Below are 17,778 nucleotides of genomic sequence, written 5' to 3' on the forward strand. Positions count from 1 at the left end.
GATTATCCCGAACTATCAGGATAATCAGCTTTTTTGATTTGAACGGAAATTGATGAGTTCTGGCGCGCGTCGAAGAAGCATGTTGACTTAATACCAGAATGCTAAGACTTCTGTCACAGCTTGTTTTAATTAGTCGAATAATCTTTTAAAGAAACTATCTTTTTCAGGTTTTTCGACTGGTTTATTCGTGGTGGTTGTCGGGTATTTAAGCTCGATCGCAATCGGGTCACAATTAATCGCATCGGCAGCGACGACCAACAAACCAAAGGCGGTCGGATCGGTGTGGGCCGTTTCGTTATTGACGAGGGTAAAGGGGATGCTTTTAGCGGAGAGGGCGGCTAAATAACCAGTCGCCGCCGAATTTTTACCGTTTAACAATACTTGGTAGCCTTTGAATGCAGTCAAATGGCTTTCGAATAATTTTTGATAGTCAGCTTGGGCCAGTTGTTGATTGGTCATGCTAAGGAAAACACGTTCTCGTAATGAACCGAGGTAGCGCCGGCGTTCATCGGGATTGGTTTGGGGCGTCCCGTGCATGGCACTTTCTAAATGTTGTTGAAGTTGATCGTTGTCTGTCAAAAAGGTCACCTCATTTGTAAATTATGCTATATTATAACTATCAGTATAGCATGAGGAGGAATAAGATGTTTACTCAAACTGATTTTACGATTTTTAACGATGAAACGCTCAAGGGGCGTTTAGATAAAATATATACGCAATTGGATCCGAAGTTCGAGACGTTTGGGGCACAATTACAAACCGCGTTTAAAGCGCAAGCCGATTTAGACTTTAGTCTGCACATCGCTAAGCATTTACGCCGGTTTAAGAATCCGCCGATGAACACGTGGATGGCCCTTAGTGAAAGTTCACGGGGTTACAAGATGTTACCGCATTTTGAAGTCGGTTTTTGGGATGATCGGATTTTTGTTTGGTTTGCACTGATGGCCGAGATGCCGAACAAAACGGATTATGCGCCGATCTTAGCGCAACAGACTGACCAGCTGTTAACCGAATTTGTCGATTTTGATCTAAGCTATGATCACATGACTAAACAACAATTCCCGATGTCGACCGATAACTTGGCATTGATCAATACTAAATTTGCCACGACCAAAAAAGGGGAGTGGTTGCTAGGTAAAGTCTATTATCAAGATGATCCGTTGTTTGAAACGCCTGAGAAATTGATGGCTGATATTCAAACACGACTCTTAAAAATGACTGATCTATACAAGCTCGTTAAATAAATTCGTCTCACAAAAAAAGCATCTCCTGTAAAGGAGATGCTTTTTTAGACAACCAATGAAACGGATTAAAGTTTCTTGTTGTAGAATTCAACGATAAGTGCTTCGTCGATTTCAGGTTCTAATTCTGAACGTTCTGGTAAACGAGTTAATGAACCTTTCATTGTATCAGCATCAAAGCTAACGAATGAAGGACGACCAACAGTGCCTTCGATAGCGGCTTTGATGATCACAAGGTCTTTAGATTTTTCACGAATTGAAATTTCTTGACCAGGTTTAACTTCGTATGAAGGAATATCGACACGTTTGCCATCAACGGTAACGTGACCATGGTTAACTAATTGACGTGATTGAGCACGTGTGCTTGCTAAACCTAAACGGTAAACCAAGTTATCCAAACGTTGTTCAAGTAAGACCATCAAGTTAACACCATGCTTACCTTCGCGAATTTTACCAGCGCGAACGAATAAGTTTTGGAATTGACGTTCGTTTAAACCGTACATCATACGTAGCTTTTGTTTTTCGCGTAATTGCATACCGTATTCAGATACTTTACCGCGACGGTCATTACCGTGTTGGCCAGGGGCGTAAGGACGACGAGCAAGTTCTTTACCTGTACCTGAAAGTGAGATACCTAAACGACGAGAAAGTTTCCATTTGGGGCCTGTGTAACGTGACATAAATAAATCCTCCAATAAATGTTTTGGAGTAAAATAATCCGATGTAAACTTAGTAATCGTTCAGTTTGTTTAACAATCTTCGCCTTTGCAGCCGCAAGGTTACGCAATTGAACCAAAAAATATGGGCAAACAAACTGTTGACGGCTTTACCGTTTACTGCTGCATTATTTTACACAATGGCTAGTATAACGTATCAATTGGAAACTCGTCAAGCTTTTTAAGGACGAGAACGCTTGTTTTTTCTGAACTTATCGGCAATTTATGCTGAACCGACACCGTATTCATGCTATAATCAGAATAGCTTAATAGTATCGACTATATTTTAAAATTCAGTTAAATCGCAAAAGGGTGGGTCTTTGGATGTTTTACATTCTGATTGGAATCGTAGTTATCGCGCTTATCTTATATATGGGCGTTATTTTATACCAGCGACACTTTGTGACACAAATTAAACAATTAGAAGAACGTAAGGGCGATTTAATGGCGTTACCGATTCCAGAACGGTTGACGAAATTGCGGTCATTACACTTAACCGGTGAAAGTTTAGACACTTTTAAACGGTGGGAGAAACAGTATAATGAATTAACGAATCATAATTTTGCGACGGTCGAAGGGTATCTATTTGATGCGGAAACGGCCAACACGAAATATCAATTCTTACAAGTTAATCGTATTTTAAAACAACTGCGGGCGTACTTAACGGAAACGGATCAAGATTTGGTTGACGTCCAAGACGCACTTGAAAATTTATTGGCGAATGAAGCTGATACCCGACAACAAATTCAACGGTTACGTGAGAAGTACCAACAATTGCGTAAACGTTTGTTGACCAAGAGCTTCTCATTTGGGCCGGCGCTCGATCAACTAGAAGCAACACTTGGTCGACTAGAAGTTGATTTTGATCGCGCCAATGAATTGACGACGGCGGGCGATCACTTAGGCGCCAAAGCGATTTTACAACAATTAATGACCGAAACGGATCAATTAGAGAATCGGATGGAACGCATCCCGAAACGCTACAATGAATTAGCCAACGAATTTCCAGAACAGTTGGCTGAAATCGCTGAGATTGATCAAAAAATGCGGACGGAACATTATAATTTTGTCGATGAACAAATTACGATTAAGCAACAACAATTAGAAGATCAATCCGATAAGAGTTTAACATTGATGAGTCAGTTAGACATAGAGGCGGTTGAAGCCAATAACGCTGAGATTGCCCACGGCATTGATCAACTATATGACCAATTAGAAGCTGAAATTGTGGCTAAGAAAACCGTTGACCAACAGATGCCAACGATTTTAACGTTTGCCGAACATGCTAAGGAACAAAATCGCGAATTATTATTAGAACTGGATCATTTAAACCAAAGTTACGCCCTGACCCACGATGAGCTAACCACGACCAAGGATTTAAGCAATCAAATTAGCGAACAAACCGCGCTATTAACTGGCTTTCAGAATCAGATTGGCGCACATGAAGCCGTCTATTCAGCCATTGCTGAAGAATTAGTGGCGATTGAGACCCGATTGACTAAGATTGAAGAACAACAACAGACCATTCATGATCAAGTGGCCGACTTACACGATGGTGAAAAAGTCGCCAACGATAATTTACGTCAATTTGAATTAGAATTACGGAGTACTAAACGGTCTGTTGAAAAATTAAATTTACCTGGTTTGCAACAAAGCTATCTAGACTTTTTCTTTGTCGTGTCAGATGAAATTAAGGCTTTGGACAACAGTTTGAACCAGATCAAAATTAATTTAGACGAAATCGCGAAACAATTGATTTTAGTGCAAGAAGACCTAGATGAATTGAAACAAAAGACCAACGATTTGGTCGACAGCGCGCTCATGACGGAACAGCTCTTGCAATACGCGAACCGTTACCGGCTTGATTTCCCTGAAATTCAAGCCGCTTGCGTTGAAACCCAAGCCATTTTTAATGACGACTGGGACTACCAAAAAGCGTTGGATACATTAGCGACCGCGCTAGAAAAAGTGGATCCAGGGGCTTATACTAAAATCGAAAAAACTTATTTCCAACAAAAAGAAGTTTAGCCAATTTAGGTCAAAGACTAGAATTGTTTCTAGTCTTTTTTGTATGAAGCTGTTAAGATTAATAACTAGCGTTTCAAATTCACTTTGTTATAATGAAAAACAAAAATACTAATTTTTAGTAAGAAGGATCGATATGATTTATTTTGACAATAGTGCAACGACACAGATTGCACCAGGCGCGTTAGAGACTTACCAAGCGGTTAGTCAGCAATTTTACGGTAATCCATCGAGTTTACACGCGATTGGTGAGAAAGCCTTCCATATATTGGAACAATCACGTCAACAGATTGCCACTTTATTAGGGGTTCAATCAGACGAGATTTTTTTCACTAGCGGTGGGACTGAAGGCGATAACTGGGTACTCAAAGGGACTGCGATTGAGAAGCAGGCTTTCGGTAAACATTTGATTACGACCAGTGTTGAACATCCGGCGATCATTAAATCGATGCAACAATTGGAAAAACTCGGTTTTGAAGTCACTTATCTCCCTGTCGATAAACTCGGCCGGATTAACCCGACTGATTTGAAAGCCGCGATTCGCAAGGATACGATTTTGGTGTCCATCATGGCGGTTAATAATGAAATTGGTAGTCGGCAGCCATTAGATGAAGTTGCGACGATTTTAGCGGATTACCCCAACATTCATTTTCACGTCGATGCCGTTCAAGGGATTGGCAAAGGGATGCAATCGTCGATTTTTAACGAACGCGTTGATTTTGTGACGTTATCCGGGCACAAGTTCCACGCCCCCCGCGGGATTGGTATCTTGTATAAGAAACGCGGCCGGCACATCGCGCCACTCTTAACCGGTGGCGGACAAGAACATGATTTGCGTTCTGGTACCGAAAATGTCCCAGCGATTGCGGCGATGGCCAAAGCCTTGCGGTTATTGTTAACCGATGAAGCAAACAAGGTCCAACAACAAAATGCTATTCGACAACGGCTGTACGACCATATCAGTCAAGCCAATCAAACCGTGATGTTTTCACAAATGACGCCAGAGTTTGCACCCCACGTACTGTGTTTTGCGATTAAAGGGGTGCGTGGTGAAACCATCGTACACGCTTTTGAAGAAGATGCCATTTACATTTCTACGACCAGCGCTTGTTCCTCTAAAAAAGGCACGGAATCTAGTACGCTCAAAGCGATGAATATCAATGAAAAAATTGCGACCAGCGCAGTTCGCATTTCATTGGACGAACATAACACGTTGGCTGAAGCCGACGCTTTTATTCAATCGTTTGACCGAATCAATGACCGTTTTAGAAAAATTAATTCATAAACCACAAGATTAAGGGAGATCAACATGCAATATACTGAAATTATGGTTCGCTACGGCGAATTATCGACTAAGGGTAAGAACCGCAACGACTTTATCGGTCGTTTAAACGGGAATGTGACTAAGGCGTTACATGAATACACCAACCTCCGTATTCATCCGAAACGTGACCGGATGCACATCGTCTTGAATGGTGACGATGCGGATGGCGTGATTGAACGTTTACGCCACGTTTTCGGGATTCAAAATTTCTCACCTAGTATTCAAGTTGAACGGGATATGGACGCGGTTAAAGCGACCGCTTTGGCGATGATGCAAGAAATTAGTGAACCCGGGATGTCCTTTAAAGTCAACACACGTCGTTCAGATCATAAATTCTTTTTAGATACGAATGAAATGAACCGTGAATTAGGTGGTTATTTATCAGATGAATTGCCTGAATTAGAAGTTCAAATGAAAAAACCAGACATCACGTTCCGCGTTGAAGTGCGCCAAGATGCGATTTATTTGACGAGCCAAGTGATTCAAGGGGCCGGTGGTTTACCGGTCGGCACAGCTGGTAAAGGGATGTTGATGCTTTCTGGTGGGATTGATTCACCAGTTGCCGGTTATTTAGCCTTGAAACGGGGCGTTGATATCGAAATGGTCCATTTCTTCAGCCCGCCTTATACGAGTGATAATGCTTTAAATAAAGCCAAAGAACTATCCGCTAAACTGGTTCCTTACGTGGGCAGTATCAAGTTTATCGAAGTGCCATTTACTGAAATCCAAGAAGAAATCAAGCATTCCGTACCAGAAGGGTATTTAATGACCATTCAGCGCCGGATGATGTTGCGCTTAACGGATCGGGTTCGCGAAATGCGGAATGGTCTTGCAATTTTTAATGGCGAATCAGTTGGCCAAGTCGCTTCGCAAACGCTAGAAAGTATGCTAGCGATTAATGACGTTTCAACGACCCCGATTATCCGGCCAGTCGCAACGATGGATAAAAATGAAATCATCGCCGTTGCTAAGGATATCGATACGTACGAATTATCAATCATGCCATTCGAAGATTGCTGTACCATTTTTGCACCACCTGCACCAAAGACGCGTCCACGCTTAGATAAAACGCGCTTCTACGAAAAGAATATCGACGTTGAAGCGTTACTAGAGCGCTCATTGGCCGGTATCAAGGTCACGGAAATTAAAGCCGGCGACCAATTCTTGAACCAAGACGAAGAAATTATTTCGGAATTACTATAGTCTCTGTATTAAAAGCCTATTGATTGGGCTTTTTTTGTTTGGAGATATTAATCATATTGTAGAACTTTTAAGGTGAAGTATTGTGATGATTGTTCATATATACATAATGAATCCCGTGCATAAAATTTACTGACCCGTAAGCTGTTGGATCTAATTACAGTGGCGAAATAGGTTCAAGGTGAACATATTATTTTAGCGGGTATTACAGTGTGGAGGTGAGAGCTTGGAACCGTTTGATTTTATTAATAACATGCCGAGCGATGAACAAATGGATGAAAGGATTCGTTGGTATCGCGATAATGCTCATATTGTGATGAAGGGTGAAGACCTAAAAATATGTTTTAGAATTGCATCAGAGATTATAAAGCTTGGTAAGCTAGAACACAAGAAGTACAGCCCAAATTATGTTCAAAAAGCAATTAAGAGTAATCCCGTTGCTAAGCAGTATTACGAATATTTAAGTGATGCAGTACTTCATGATGTGGCTGGTTCACGATTGAGCTATAAAAACATGAATCATAAGGCATATGATTTTATAGACTATGTGTATTTTGATTATCCAAGAGTTAAAGATTAACGAATTGTCAGCCTATGCAGTCATATTTAATACTCTCAAGATGTTCTAGCATTATGACAGAGTTTTTGTAAAATCTACATTAGAGGTGATGGAATGACTTTTTTGGGGTTAGAAGTAGGTAGCTGGGCTGATTGGGTTAGCGGAATTGCTACGACAGCTGGTATTTTATACACAATGCAACTTAACAAAGAATCTAAAAGACCAAAGTTAGAGTTAACGACTTATTTACAGGCTACAAAAGAGGGTGAGCTTGCAAACGATTTAACCGAAAGAACTTTGATCTATGAAGTGGTCAATAATTCCGGAGTGCCGATGCGGATAAAGAGATTAGGCGTTAAATTTACATCCGATAGTATATTTAAGAAAGAGCTTACGAGTGAGAATGTTAAATTAGTTGAAGATGGACATAGCTTTGAAACTTTGTCGCCTCAAGATTCATATAGTAGTTCATTCTTTTTTATTTGGTACGATTATTTTCCTAAAAAAAATAAATTTATTCGAGCATATCCTTATGTTACATTACAAGATGGTATGGTAATTAGATCAAAAAAATATGCAATATATCATAGAAATGATTTTGGAACTGATAGAAAATAAGCGATTATAGGCAGCTTAGGCTGTCTTTTTTAGTATAAAAAATAAAGGAGTAATTTAAATGGGATTTTTATATGCTGTAAGTATTATTTTGCTAATTGCAAAGGTAGTAAAAATGAATTAGTATGGGTGGTTTCTGGTATTCCTATCCGCAATTACCAGTGTAGTGATTAAACATATGATTATAATGTTTGCGGTAGTGATCAGTTGGCTAAATTAATATATTTAAAGTACGGGTATAAAATTTCCGAGTTGGCGGCTACTGAGAAGTGGTTAACTGATATGCTAGTTGATTACCCAATATCAAAGTTTAAACGTCATTCTATATGAGTGGCGTATTTTTGTGGTTACTCTTTTTAAGGGCAATAAAATAGCGCAATATTTAGGCAATATGCTACGCTTAACTTAAATCAATTAGGAGGCGATTAAGATGGCAGATAATTATCAACGAATATTGGTCGGATTGGATGGGTCAACGATTGCCCAGCAAGCGTTTGAGGAAGCCGTGGCCGTGGCTAAACGGAACCGGGCAGCGCTGTTTATTGCGAGCATCGTGCCGGACAACGAATACGCTTCGGTGGCCGTCGGGGCATCGATGCAAATGATTGATGCGGAAACTGCGGAGGCCGAAAAACGGGTGCACGAAGCGACCCGTTATGCGGAAGAACACGGTGTGACTAAAGTGGTGCCGATTGTCAGGGTGGCTGATCCCCGTCGAGCGTTGGCCGAAACCCTACCAGTCGATTACCATATTGATCTGATTATGCTGGGGATTACGGGCAAGGGTGTTATCCAACGACTATTAGTGGGTTCGGTTGCTCAGTATGTGAGTCGGCATTCAACGACCAACGTGATGTTGGTTAAGCAACGGACGCTTCAAGAACCGGTAGCAGCTGAAGAAAAGTAAGAATTAATGAAATAATTCACAAAAATGTAAGCGCTTATGCTATGATTAAGTAAATCAATTAGCAAAGTGAGGTTAGCCCCATGAAGACGCCACGGTTAAATTTACCAGAAGCGGTTGCGCGCAGAATTCCCATTTATTATCGGTACTTTAAATTACTGGATGAAGACGGCATTGAACGGATTAAATCTGAACAGCTGGCCAAACTGGTCTCGATTCCATCGGCCACGATTCGGCGGGACTTTTCCTATTTGGGGGATCTCGGTCGCAGTGGCTATGGTTATGAGGTGAGTTATCTCATCAAGATTTTTTCAGAAGTTTTAAAAACGGATATCACGACTAAAATCGCCGTCGTCGGGGTCGGTAATTTAGGACGAGCTCTAATTGAACATAATTTTAAACGTAATCCCAATTTAGTGATTAGTTGTGCGTTTGATCAGCAGCCAGACTTAATTGGGCAAACCTTGAACACCGTACCAGTCTATGCGAGTCAAGAGTTAGCGATGCAGGTTCAAACCCGCCAAATCACAACGGCCATTCTGACGGTGCCGAGTCAGGTGGCCCAACAAGTGGCGGAGACATTGGTGGCAGCTGGTGTGACATCCATTTTGAATTTTGCACCAACGCGGTTACAATTACCACACCATATCAATGTTCGCTATTTAGATTTAACGGCTGAATTACAAACGTTGTTATTATTTGAAGAATGAGAGTTGACCTTTCACGGATTCTCAGCTAAACTATTAACAACGCGTTGAACAAGAGCGATTAGTAGGAACTCGTCCAGAGAGAAGAAGGTTTGCTGCAACTTCTTCCGAGGCACTACTAAGCGGTAGCTTGTGAGCTGTTGTCTTGAATCTTAGTAGGGATGACCGGACAAACCGTCCGTTAACAAGTATGAGTTGGAGACCTTTGTGTCTCAATTTAGGTGGTACCGCGAAAAGCATTCGTCCTATTGTGATGAATGCTTTTTTGTTGTCATAAAACGCAATTATATAAAAGGAGTTCAAGCTGATGACAAATCAAAAAGAGATGTCGACTAAATACGATCCTAATCAGGTCGAAGCCGGCCGTTACCAAGAATGGCTAAAGGCAGATGCCTTTAAACCCAACGCTAATCCGGATGCCAAACCCTATTCAATCGTTATTCCCCCACCCAATGTGACGGGAAAATTACATTTAGGCCACGCCTGGGATACCACTTTACAGGATATGTTAATCCGTCAAAAACGGATGCAAGGCTACGATGTTTTATGGTTACCAGGGATGGATCATGCGGGGATTGCCACTCAAGCTAAAGTCGAAGCGAAATTAGCTGAAGAAGGCATTTCACGTTATGATTTAGGTCGCGAAAAATTTATCGACCAAGTTTGGGAATGGAAAGATGAATATGCCGCAACGATTCATGATCAATGGGCTAAGTTAGGCTTATCATTAGACTATTCACGGGAACGTTTTACGTTAGATGACGGTTTATCAGATGCCGTTCGGAAGGTTTTTGTGAAGCTCTACAATAAGGGGCTCATTTACCGTGGCGAATACATCATCAACTGGGATCCGAAAGCGCGGACGGCCTTGTCAGATATTGAAGTCTTACATCAAGATGACGAAGGGGCGTTCTATCACGTTCGTTACCCACTATCTGATGGTTCTGGCGACATCGAAATTGCCACGACTCGTCCAGAAACGTTACCGGGTGATACGGCGATTGCCGTTCATCCCGATGATCCGCGTTATAAGGATTTAATCGGTAAAACAGCGATTCTGCCTTTGATGGATCGTGAAATTCCCATCATTGCGGACCACTATGTCACGCAAGATTTCGGAACGGGTGCGGTTAAAATCACACCAGCCCATGACCCTAACGATTTTGAAGTTGGTAATCGTCATGATTTACCACGGATTAACATCATGAACGAAGACGCTAGTATGAATGAAAATGCTGGTAAATATAACGGGATGGACCGTTTCGAAGCCCGTAAAGCAATTGTTGCTGATTTAGACGCGGCCGGCTATTTATTGAAGGTTGATCCAATGACCCATAGTGTCGGTCATTCTGAAAGAACGGGTGTCCAAGTCGAAGCCCGCTTATCAACGCAATGGTTTGTCAAGATGCAACCGTTAGCTGAAATGGCGTTGAAGAACCAAGCAACTGATCAAAAGGTTAACTTTGTCCCTGAACGTTTTGAAGGCACCTTTACCCAATGGATGGATAACGTGCATGACTGGGTGATTTCACGTCAATTATGGTGGGGTCATCAAATTCCGGCTTGGTATCACAAACAAACGGGTGAAATGTACGTTGGTGAAGAAGCACCTAAGGATATTGAAAACTGGGCCCAAGATTCTGATGTGTTAGATACTTGGTTTAGTAGTGCCCTGTGGCCATTTTCAACGATGGGCTGGCCAGATACAGAAGCGCCTGATTTCAAGCGTTACTTCCCAACTAACACGTTGGTTACGGGTTACGATATCATTTTCTTCTGGGTCTCACGGATGATTTTCCAAAGTCTGGAATTTACGGAACAACGCCCATTTGAACACGTCCTAATTCACGGTTTAATTCGGGATGAACAAGGTCGTAAGATGAGTAAATCATTGGGCAACGGGATTGATCCGATGGAAGTCATCGAAAAATACGGTGCGGATGCGCTTCGTTGGTTCTTGACGAGTGGTTCAACCCCCGGACAAGATACGCGTTTCAGTTATACGAAGATGGATGCGGCTTGGAACTTTATCAATAAGATTTGGAACGCGAGTCGGTTTGTCATCATGAATCTAGAAGACACACCGGCACCAACGCACATCCCAGAAGCCGCTAATTTAGATTTAACGGACAAGTGGATCTTAAATCAATTGAATCAAACGGTTGCTGAAGTCACTCGTTTATACGACAACTTCGAATTTGGTGAAGCTGATCGGACCTTGTACAACTTTATCTGGAACGATTTCTGTGACTGGTATATCGAAATGGCAAAAGAAGTGCTCTATGGTGAAGACCAAACAGCGATTGCCAACAAACGTTATAATTTGGCCTACGTCTTAGACCAAACGTTACGTTTATTGCACCCCGTCATGCCATTTGTTACGGAAGAAATTTGGCAAAGTATGCCGCATGATGGTGATTCAATCATGACCGCGACTTACCCAGAAGTGCATGCCGAATTAGTTGATGTTGAAGCAACGGAACAAATGAACGCGATTATTGATTTAATTCGCAGTGTTCGTAATATTCGTTCAGAGGCTAACGCGCCATTATCAAAACCAATTGACGTCTTAATCAACATTCAAGATGCTAAATTGACGGCGATTTTCAAAACGAATCAAGATTTCATCGAACGCTTTATTCATCCTAAGTCATTAGAAATTGCGGCTGGCTTAACAGCGCCCGCTTTGGCTAAGACAGCGATTATCAGTGGGGCGGAAGTTTATGTTCCATTGGCTGAATTAATCGACTTAGACGAAGAAATAACGCGTCTGAGCGGTGAATTGAAACGACTACAAGGTGAAATTAAACGTGCGCAAGGTAAATTGTCGAATAAAGGCTTTACTGATCGGGCCCCTGAAAAAGTCGTCCAAGAAGAACGCGACAAACAAGCTGATTATGAACAACAATATCAATCAACTGAAAAACGCTTAGCTGAATTAAAAGCAGCGCGTTAAGCACAATCGAAGAAGTCCCAAACCTTAATCGTGGTTTGGGACTTCTTTGTGTTATTCTAACTTTTTAATGGGGGTCAATCGTGTTCTATGCTAAAATGAAAGCAGTGCAATAAAGGAGAAACAAGTCATGACAGTTACGGATTACCAGTCGGCATTGGCGTATATCCATTCCCGACCACGATTACATAAAGAAGCTAATTTAAACCGAATTGGGGCCTTATTAGACGCATTGGGGCGCCCGCAAGAAGGCCAACAGTTCATTCACGTAACCGGGACTAATGGCAAAGGGTCGGTCGTTAAGATGGTCACTTGTTTGCTAGAAGCGACGGGGTTAAATGTCGGCCGGTTTACATCGCCGTTCATTACCCGATTTAACGAACGAATTGCCATCAATCAAACCCCGATTCCCGATGCGCAATTAGTCGCTGAGGTCCAAAAAATTGAGCAACAAGTCTTACGGTTACAAGCGGCTGATTCGGAATTTGCGGTGACGGAATTTGAAACGATTACGGCCGTCATGTTTGACTATTTCAAACAACAAGCCGTTGATATCGCGGTGATTGAAGTTGGGATTGGTGGCTTATACGACTCAACGAACGTCCTAACGCCGCAGATTGCCGTGATTACCTCAGTTGGCTTAGATCATCAAAACTTATTGGGACCAACCTTAGGCGCGATTGCCACCCATAAAGCGGGGATTATTAAAGGCCACCACCCGGTCATCATTGGGCGTTTGCCGAGTGAAGCGCAAGCTGTGATTACGGAAACCGCCGAACGTTTAGCGAGTCCACTAGCCATCAATGGGGTCGATTTCGAAGCCCGCTTGACGAAGACCCTGCCAACTTGGGGTCAACAATTAATCTTTAGTAATCAAGCTAATCGACTACAACAATTACAAATCCCCTTAATGGGTGATTATCAGATTCAAAACGCGGCGGTTGCGTTACAAACCTATTTGACTTATCTAGCACAACAGCACCTGCCTGTCGATATTTTGACGATTAAACGGGGGTTGAAGCAAGCGACCTGGCCCGGTCGCTTTGAAAAAATCAATGATGAACCGCTCATTATTCTGGACGGGGCGCATAATCCGGAAGGAATTACGGAACTGGTTAAGACGATTCGCCACCAATTTAAAGGCCGTGATATTCGGTTGTTATTTGGCGCATTAGGCGATAAGAACTTGGCACAGATGTTACCACCGCTTAAAAAAGTGGCCAGCACCTTATTATTGACGACGGTGCCGGACAATCCCCGCGCCGCAACGCCAGAACAGTATGCGCAGGTCGATTCAGAAATTGCGATTGAACCGGATTGGCCGGTCGCCCTAACTCGTATATTGGCCGATATTTCAACCGATGACGTGTTGGTGATTACCGGTTCACTGTATTTAATCAGCGCCATTCGGAGCTATTTTAAAGGAGAGATAATTGATGACTAACGGGATTATTTTTGATATGGACGGCTTACTGGTCGATTCAGAAAAAGTGTACTACCAAGCAAATCGAATGGCCGCCCACACGATGGGTTTTGAATTAACGGCCGATGATCAACACGCGATTTTGGGGACAACCGATCAGTACATGCGTCAATATTTTGAAACGAAACTCGGCTCAACTGATAAGATGACCCAGTTTATTGCGTTATCTTACGCTAAGGTCGAAGAAGTCGTCCAAAATGACGGTGTTGCGATTAAACCTGGGTTGGTTGAATTATTGGACTACTGTGATGATCAAGGGATTGATCGGGTTATTGCGTCCAGTAATTTCAGAAACATGGTCGAAGATTTTATGCAAAGCACCGGTCTGAGAAATCGGTTTGAACGCATTGTGACCGGGGATGAAGTGACTCACAGTAAACCCAATCCGGAAATCTTTTTGAAAGCGCTAGACCAACTAGCCGTGCCAGCTGCTAAAGCATTGGTTTTAGAGGATTCACCCAATGGTGTGTTAGCGGCTAGCCGCGCGAATATTCCGGTGATTATGATTCCGGATATGGTGGCCCCAACTGCAATCACGAACCAACAAACGCTCGCAACGGTGGCTAATTTAGCAGAAGTGATTCCGTTCCTCAAAAAATAATCAACTTCTCACGTATGATTGAGAGAAGGACTAAAAGCAGTTCAGCTGAACTGCTTTTTTTGATGGGAGGTAACGATGTTTAAACCACGGGAACAACTCATGCAACACGGCGCTGCTAGTCTAACGGACGAACAATTGGCTGCTGTGATATTACGTGTTGGCAATCAACAAGCGACGGTTCAAGAAGTGGCGCAATCGCTGTTAAAACAATATCCAGATTTTCGCGATTTAGAACAAGCCAGTTTAACAGAATTGGTGCGTTTGACCGGGATTGGTCCGGTTAAGGCGATGGAACTCCAAGCAATCTGTGAACTAAGTCATCGATTGCAAATGCAACGCACGATTCGCTTTGGGGTGATTGCTTCGAGTCAGATGGTCGGTCAGCGGATGATCGACTTATTGGCGGGCGAAACGCAAGAACAGCTATTAGTGGTGTTATTGGATGTTAAAAACCAAGTGATTCAAATTAAACAAATTTATGTTGGGACCTTAAATAGTTCGGTCGCTCATCCGCGTGAAATTTTTAAATTAGCGGTGCAATATTCAGCCGCCAAATTTATTTTGGTCCACAACCACCCGAGTGGCCAATTAACGCCTTCAACTCAGGATATCGCCTTTACGAAACGAGTGACCGGCTGTGGAGAGTTAATGGGGATTACTTGTTTGGACCATCTGATTATCGGTAGCCAGCACTATTTAAGTTTGCGTGAGGAGGGTTATTTAACGGATTAAGGCGTTTAAATTTTGGTTAAGAATCTTTTAATTTTGGTATAGAGATGAAAATAATCATGAAAATCCGTTAACATGTAGTTACATTGCGTTTTTTATTATGAAAAATTATGATATAATGCCAATGACTATAAAAACGTTTGGTTATCAAAGGAGAGAAAAATAGTGTTCGGATTAGGGACTAAAAACATCGGTATTGACTTAGGTACCGCAAATACGCTCGTATACATGGACGGTAAAGATATCGTCTTAAGAGAACCCTCTGTTGTCGCTAAAAATACACAGACTGGTGACGTCATTGCCGTTGGTTCTGAAGCACGTGACATGATTGGCCGAACACCTGGCAATATTGTTGCGATTCGCCCCATGAAAGATGGCGTGATTGCTGATTATGATACAACTGCAGCGATGCTTAAATATTTCATCGAAAAATCATTAGGTCGTTCATCTGGCAAACCATTTGTCATGGTCTGCGTCCCTAGTGGTGTCACAGAAGTTGAAAAACGGGCCGTTATCGACGCAACTAAAGTCGCTGGCGCTCGCGATGCTTACGTGATTGAAGAACCATTTGCCGCAGCAATTGGTGCCGGTCTTCCAGTGATGGATCCAACGGGTAGCATGGTTGTTGATATCGGTGGTGGTACAACCGACGTTGCGACGATTTCATTAGGTGGGATTGTTTCAAGTCGTTCAATTCGGATGGCCGGTGATAAATTAGATGATGCGATTATTTCATATATTCGTCAAAACAGTAATTTATTGATTGGTGAACGGACTGCTGAACAAATCAAATTCCAAATTGCTTCAGCATCACCTGAACGCGCTAAAGAAATCGAACCAATGAGTATTCGCGGTCGTGATTTAGTGACTGGGTTACCTAAGACGGTTGATATTCAAGCCGTTGATATTGCTGAAGCGATTAAAGAAGTCGTCACTGCGATTATCGAAGCGATTAAAGAAACCCTTGAAGAAACATCACCTGAAATTGCCGCTGACGTCATTGATCACGGGATTGTTTTAACGGGTGGTGGTGCTTTATTGAAACATTTGCCAGAAGTTATTTCGGATGCCACTAAGGTCCCAGTATTCATCGCACAAGATCCATTGGATTGTGTTGCGGTCGGGACTGGTGAATCACTTAAGAACATCGATGTTATGAAAAAAAATTAAACAATCTTAAAAGTGGGACAAGAAGTGGTTAGTTTGTGGAACACCTAAATTAGAGACTGATTCGGGTTGTGAATCACGAGACTAGTTTAGAAACCGCCTAATCGTTTTTTGTCCCACATTTAGGCTATTAAAGATGGATGGTGGCGAAGAAACCATGCAAAAGTTTTTCTCGAATAAAAAATTAATTGTTTTATTAGTCACGTTAATTGTCTGCATGGGACTAGTCGCAATGTCAGTTGGCTTGCGTAATAGTAAAAAAGCCCCCAATTTTGTGCGACAATTCGGCAATGATGTCGTCGGTATTACGAACCAAGTCGTGAGCGTTCCGGCGAACGGTATTGGTCACGGCGTCGACGCCTTAACAGATCTAGTGAACACTTATCAAGAAAATAAAGATTTAAAAGCACAATTGGATGATTTAGCTCAAACCAAGGTGCAAACGCAAACGTTAAAAGAAGAAAATGCTAGTTTAAAAAAGGAATTAAAATTAAAAGGGACGCTAACCGATTATACGACGGTGACGGCCTCGGTTTTATCGCGTAATCCGGACAACTGGCAAAACGCCTTGGTGATTAATAAAGGCGCTTTGGCTGGTTTGAAGAAGAACATGCCCGTCATGTCTGAATCTGGAATTATTGGTCGCATCACTGAAGTCAATAAAACGAATTCGAAAGTTGAATTAGTTTCAAGTACCAGCGGTTCAAGTAACGGTTTTGCAGCCGTTGTTGATACGAAAGACGGTAAACAAGTCAACGGTATCATGACCGGTTACAATGCTGATCGTAAACAATTAAAACTAGGTCAAATTAAGACTGACACCAATATTAAAAAGGGTGATAAAGTGATTACCTCTGGTTTAGGTGGTTTAACGCCTAAAGGGTTGTATATTGGTAAAGTCGCGTCCGTTAAAAAAGATGATTATGGTCTAGCCTTAACGGTCTACGTCACACCCGCGGCTGATTTAAATAATTTAACCGTCGTGACCGTGATTAAACGTACGATTGAAGGTGAGTAAGATGGCGACAGCCCACTTGAAAAATCGCTATTTATTACCCATTTATATAATGGTCGCTTTTTATCTCGATGGTTCAATTAGTCTTTTAGGCCAAACTTGGCTTTACACACCAGATCATACGATTATTAGTCGGTTGTTCATGTTGGTGCTCGTTTTAGCGGCGTTTATCTTGCCCGAAGAAACGCGACTACCATGGTATGCAATCGGGATTGGTTTAATTTATGATTTGTATTATACGGGGATGCTCGGGATGTACACATTTGCCGTACCATTGATTATGTACATTGTGCGGTATTTAAAACAATATTTACCAGACTCGCCGTTTTTTATCGCGTTGGTTTATCTGATTAGTTTAACGTTGTTAGAAACCGTCATTTACTTGTTCAATCGAATGGCCGGCATTGTGACGACGATTCCAGTTGACTTTATCAGCAACGTTTTAGCGCCAACGATTGCCTTGAATTTAGTATTTTTTATCTTTTTATATTTGCCTATCAAGTATTTATTGCTAAAATTAAAATCAGAACGATAAGGGG

At 42.0% G+C, this 17,778-nt stretch carries 17 protein-coding genes and 1 other annotated feature; of the genes, 15 read left to right on the forward strand and 2 right to left on the reverse strand.

From position 1 onward, the window contains the following. Window positions 1-129 precede the first annotated feature (129 nt). Window positions 130-579, reverse strand: coding sequence for a YueI family protein (locus tag ACVPPQ_RS09545; RefSeq protein WP_463494255.1), 450 nt, complete (start codon window positions 577-579; stop codon window positions 130-132). Between the two features lie 65 nt (window positions 580-644). Between ACVPPQ_RS09545 and ACVPPQ_RS09550 the strand changes: the two genes are divergently transcribed. Further along, window positions 645-1,244: a DUF1054 family protein gene (locus ACVPPQ_RS09550; protein ID WP_463494257.1), complete on the forward strand. Its 600-nt coding sequence runs from the start codon at window positions 645-647 to the stop codon at window positions 1,242-1,244. Between the two features lie 65 nt (window positions 1,245-1,309). Here the strand turns inward: ACVPPQ_RS09550 and rpsD are convergent, their stop codons facing one another. Beyond that, the gene (gene rpsD / locus ACVPPQ_RS09555; protein WP_463494259.1) at window positions 1,310-1,921 is read right to left on the reverse strand and encodes a 30S ribosomal protein S4; all 612 of its coding nucleotides are present in this window, start codon (window positions 1,919-1,921) and stop codon (window positions 1,310-1,312) included. Window positions 1,922-2,281: 360 nt separating this feature from the next. Between rpsD and ezrA the strand changes: the two genes are divergently transcribed. The 14 genes from ezrA (at window position 2,282) to mreD (ending at window position 17,774) form a co-directional block, all read left to right on the forward strand. Beyond that, window positions 2,282-3,985 carry a septation ring formation regulator EzrA gene (gene ezrA / locus ACVPPQ_RS09560; protein WP_463494261.1) on the forward strand — a complete coding sequence of 568 codons (1,704 nt, stop codon included), beginning with the start codon at window positions 2,282-2,284 and terminating at the stop codon, window positions 3,983-3,985. Window positions 3,986-4,118: 133 nt separating this feature from the next. After that, complete coding sequence (locus tag ACVPPQ_RS09565) at window positions 4,119-5,267, forward strand: cysteine desulfurase family protein (RefSeq protein WP_463494263.1); 1,149 nt, start codon at window positions 4,119-4,121, stop codon at window positions 5,265-5,267. Window positions 5,268-5,291: 24 nt separating this feature from the next. Further along, window positions 5,292-6,509 carry a tRNA uracil 4-sulfurtransferase ThiI gene (thiI, locus tag ACVPPQ_RS09570; RefSeq protein ID WP_463494265.1) on the forward strand — a complete coding sequence of 406 codons (1,218 nt, stop codon included), beginning with the start codon at window positions 5,292-5,294 and terminating at the stop codon, window positions 6,507-6,509. Between the two features lie 223 nt (window positions 6,510-6,732). Beyond that, the gene (locus ACVPPQ_RS09575) at window positions 6,733-7,086 is read left to right on the forward strand and encodes a hypothetical protein (RefSeq protein WP_463494267.1); all 354 of its coding nucleotides are present in this window, start codon (window positions 6,733-6,735) and stop codon (window positions 7,084-7,086) included. A 93-nt stretch (window positions 7,087-7,179) separates the two neighbouring features. After that, complete coding sequence (locus ACVPPQ_RS09580) at window positions 7,180-7,683, forward strand: hypothetical protein (protein WP_463494269.1); 504 nt, start codon at window positions 7,180-7,182, stop codon at window positions 7,681-7,683. Between the two features lie 427 nt (window positions 7,684-8,110). Next, on the forward strand, window positions 8,111-8,587 hold the full coding sequence (locus tag ACVPPQ_RS09585) for a universal stress protein (protein WP_463494271.1): 477 nt from the start codon (window positions 8,111-8,113) through the stop codon (window positions 8,585-8,587). An 80-nt stretch (window positions 8,588-8,667) separates the two neighbouring features. After that, window positions 8,668-9,294, forward strand: a complete 627-nt coding sequence (locus ACVPPQ_RS09590) for a redox-sensing transcriptional repressor Rex (RefSeq protein ID WP_463494273.1) — start codon at window positions 8,668-8,670, stop codon at window positions 9,292-9,294. Between the two features lie 35 nt (window positions 9,295-9,329). Then, window positions 9,330-9,542: a binding site (T-box leader), on the forward strand. Between the two features lie 56 nt (window positions 9,543-9,598). After that, window positions 9,599-12,247 carry a valine--tRNA ligase gene (locus ACVPPQ_RS09595; RefSeq protein ID WP_463494275.1) on the forward strand — a complete coding sequence of 883 codons (2,649 nt, stop codon included), beginning with the start codon at window positions 9,599-9,601 and terminating at the stop codon, window positions 12,245-12,247. A 127-nt stretch (window positions 12,248-12,374) separates the two neighbouring features. Further along, window positions 12,375-13,688: a bifunctional folylpolyglutamate synthase/dihydrofolate synthase gene (locus ACVPPQ_RS09600; RefSeq protein WP_463494277.1), complete on the forward strand. Its 1,314-nt coding sequence runs from the start codon at window positions 12,375-12,377 to the stop codon at window positions 13,686-13,688. Further along, window positions 13,681-14,328, forward strand: a complete 648-nt coding sequence (locus tag ACVPPQ_RS09605) for an HAD family hydrolase (protein ID WP_463494279.1) — start codon at window positions 13,681-13,683, stop codon at window positions 14,326-14,328. Before ACVPPQ_RS09600 ends, ACVPPQ_RS09605 begins: the two co-directional genes overlap by 8 nt. A gap of 75 nt (window positions 14,329-14,403) precedes the next feature. Next, a complete protein-coding gene (radC, locus tag ACVPPQ_RS09610) occupies window positions 14,404-15,060 on the forward strand; it encodes a RadC family protein (RefSeq protein WP_463494281.1) in 657 nt (218 codons plus the stop codon). A gap of 162 nt (window positions 15,061-15,222) precedes the next feature. Next, window positions 15,223-16,227 carry a rod shape-determining protein gene (locus ACVPPQ_RS09615; protein WP_413476280.1) on the forward strand — a complete coding sequence of 335 codons (1,005 nt, stop codon included), beginning with the start codon at window positions 15,223-15,225 and terminating at the stop codon, window positions 16,225-16,227. Window positions 16,228-16,381: 154 nt separating this feature from the next. Then, a complete protein-coding gene (mreC, locus tag ACVPPQ_RS09620) occupies window positions 16,382-17,242 on the forward strand; it encodes a rod shape-determining protein MreC (RefSeq protein WP_463494284.1) in 861 nt (286 codons plus the stop codon). A gap of 1 nt (window position 17,243) precedes the next feature. After that, the gene (mreD, locus tag ACVPPQ_RS09625; RefSeq protein WP_463494286.1) at window positions 17,244-17,774 is read left to right on the forward strand and encodes a rod shape-determining protein MreD; all 531 of its coding nucleotides are present in this window, start codon (window positions 17,244-17,246) and stop codon (window positions 17,772-17,774) included. Window positions 17,775-17,778 lie beyond the last annotated feature (4 nt).

The organism is Latilactobacillus parafuchuensis, assembly GCF_055271665.1.

Bases quoted from the DNA above. Each gene is read 5' to 3' on its own strand.
- ACVPPQ_RS09550 (WP_463494257.1), top strand. From the start codon at position 645: ATGTTTACTCAAACTGATTTTACGATTTTTAACGATGAAACGCTCAAG.
- rpsD (WP_463494259.1), bottom strand. From the start codon at position 1,921: ATGTCACGTTACACAGGCCCCAAATGGAAACTTTCTCGTCGTTTAGGT.
- ezrA (WP_463494261.1), top strand. From the start codon at position 2,282: ATGTTTTACATTCTGATTGGAATCGTAGTTATCGCGCTTATCTTATAT.
- ACVPPQ_RS09565 (WP_463494263.1), top strand. From the start codon at position 4,119: ATGATTTATTTTGACAATAGTGCAACGACACAGATTGCACCAGGCGCG.
- thiI (WP_463494265.1), top strand. From the start codon at position 5,292: ATGCAATATACTGAAATTATGGTTCGCTACGGCGAATTATCGACTAAG.
- ACVPPQ_RS09580 (WP_463494269.1), top strand. From the start codon at position 7,180: ATGACTTTTTTGGGGTTAGAAGTAGGTAGCTGGGCTGATTGGGTTAGC.
- ACVPPQ_RS09585 (WP_463494271.1), top strand. From the start codon at position 8,111: ATGGCAGATAATTATCAACGAATATTGGTCGGATTGGATGGGTCAACG.
- ACVPPQ_RS09590 (WP_463494273.1), top strand. From the start codon at position 8,668: ATGAAGACGCCACGGTTAAATTTACCAGAAGCGGTTGCGCGCAGAATT.
- ACVPPQ_RS09595 (WP_463494275.1), top strand. From the start codon at position 9,599: ATGACAAATCAAAAAGAGATGTCGACTAAATACGATCCTAATCAGGTC.
- ACVPPQ_RS09600 (WP_463494277.1), top strand. From the start codon at position 12,375: ATGACAGTTACGGATTACCAGTCGGCATTGGCGTATATCCATTCCCGA.
- ACVPPQ_RS09605 (WP_463494279.1), top strand. From the start codon at position 13,681: ATGACTAACGGGATTATTTTTGATATGGACGGCTTACTGGTCGATTCA.
- radC (WP_463494281.1), top strand. From the start codon at position 14,404: ATGTTTAAACCACGGGAACAACTCATGCAACACGGCGCTGCTAGTCTA.
- mreC (WP_463494284.1), top strand. From the start codon at position 16,382: ATGCAAAAGTTTTTCTCGAATAAAAAATTAATTGTTTTATTAGTCACG.
- mreD (WP_463494286.1), top strand. From the start codon at position 17,244: ATGGCGACAGCCCACTTGAAAAATCGCTATTTATTACCCATTTATATA.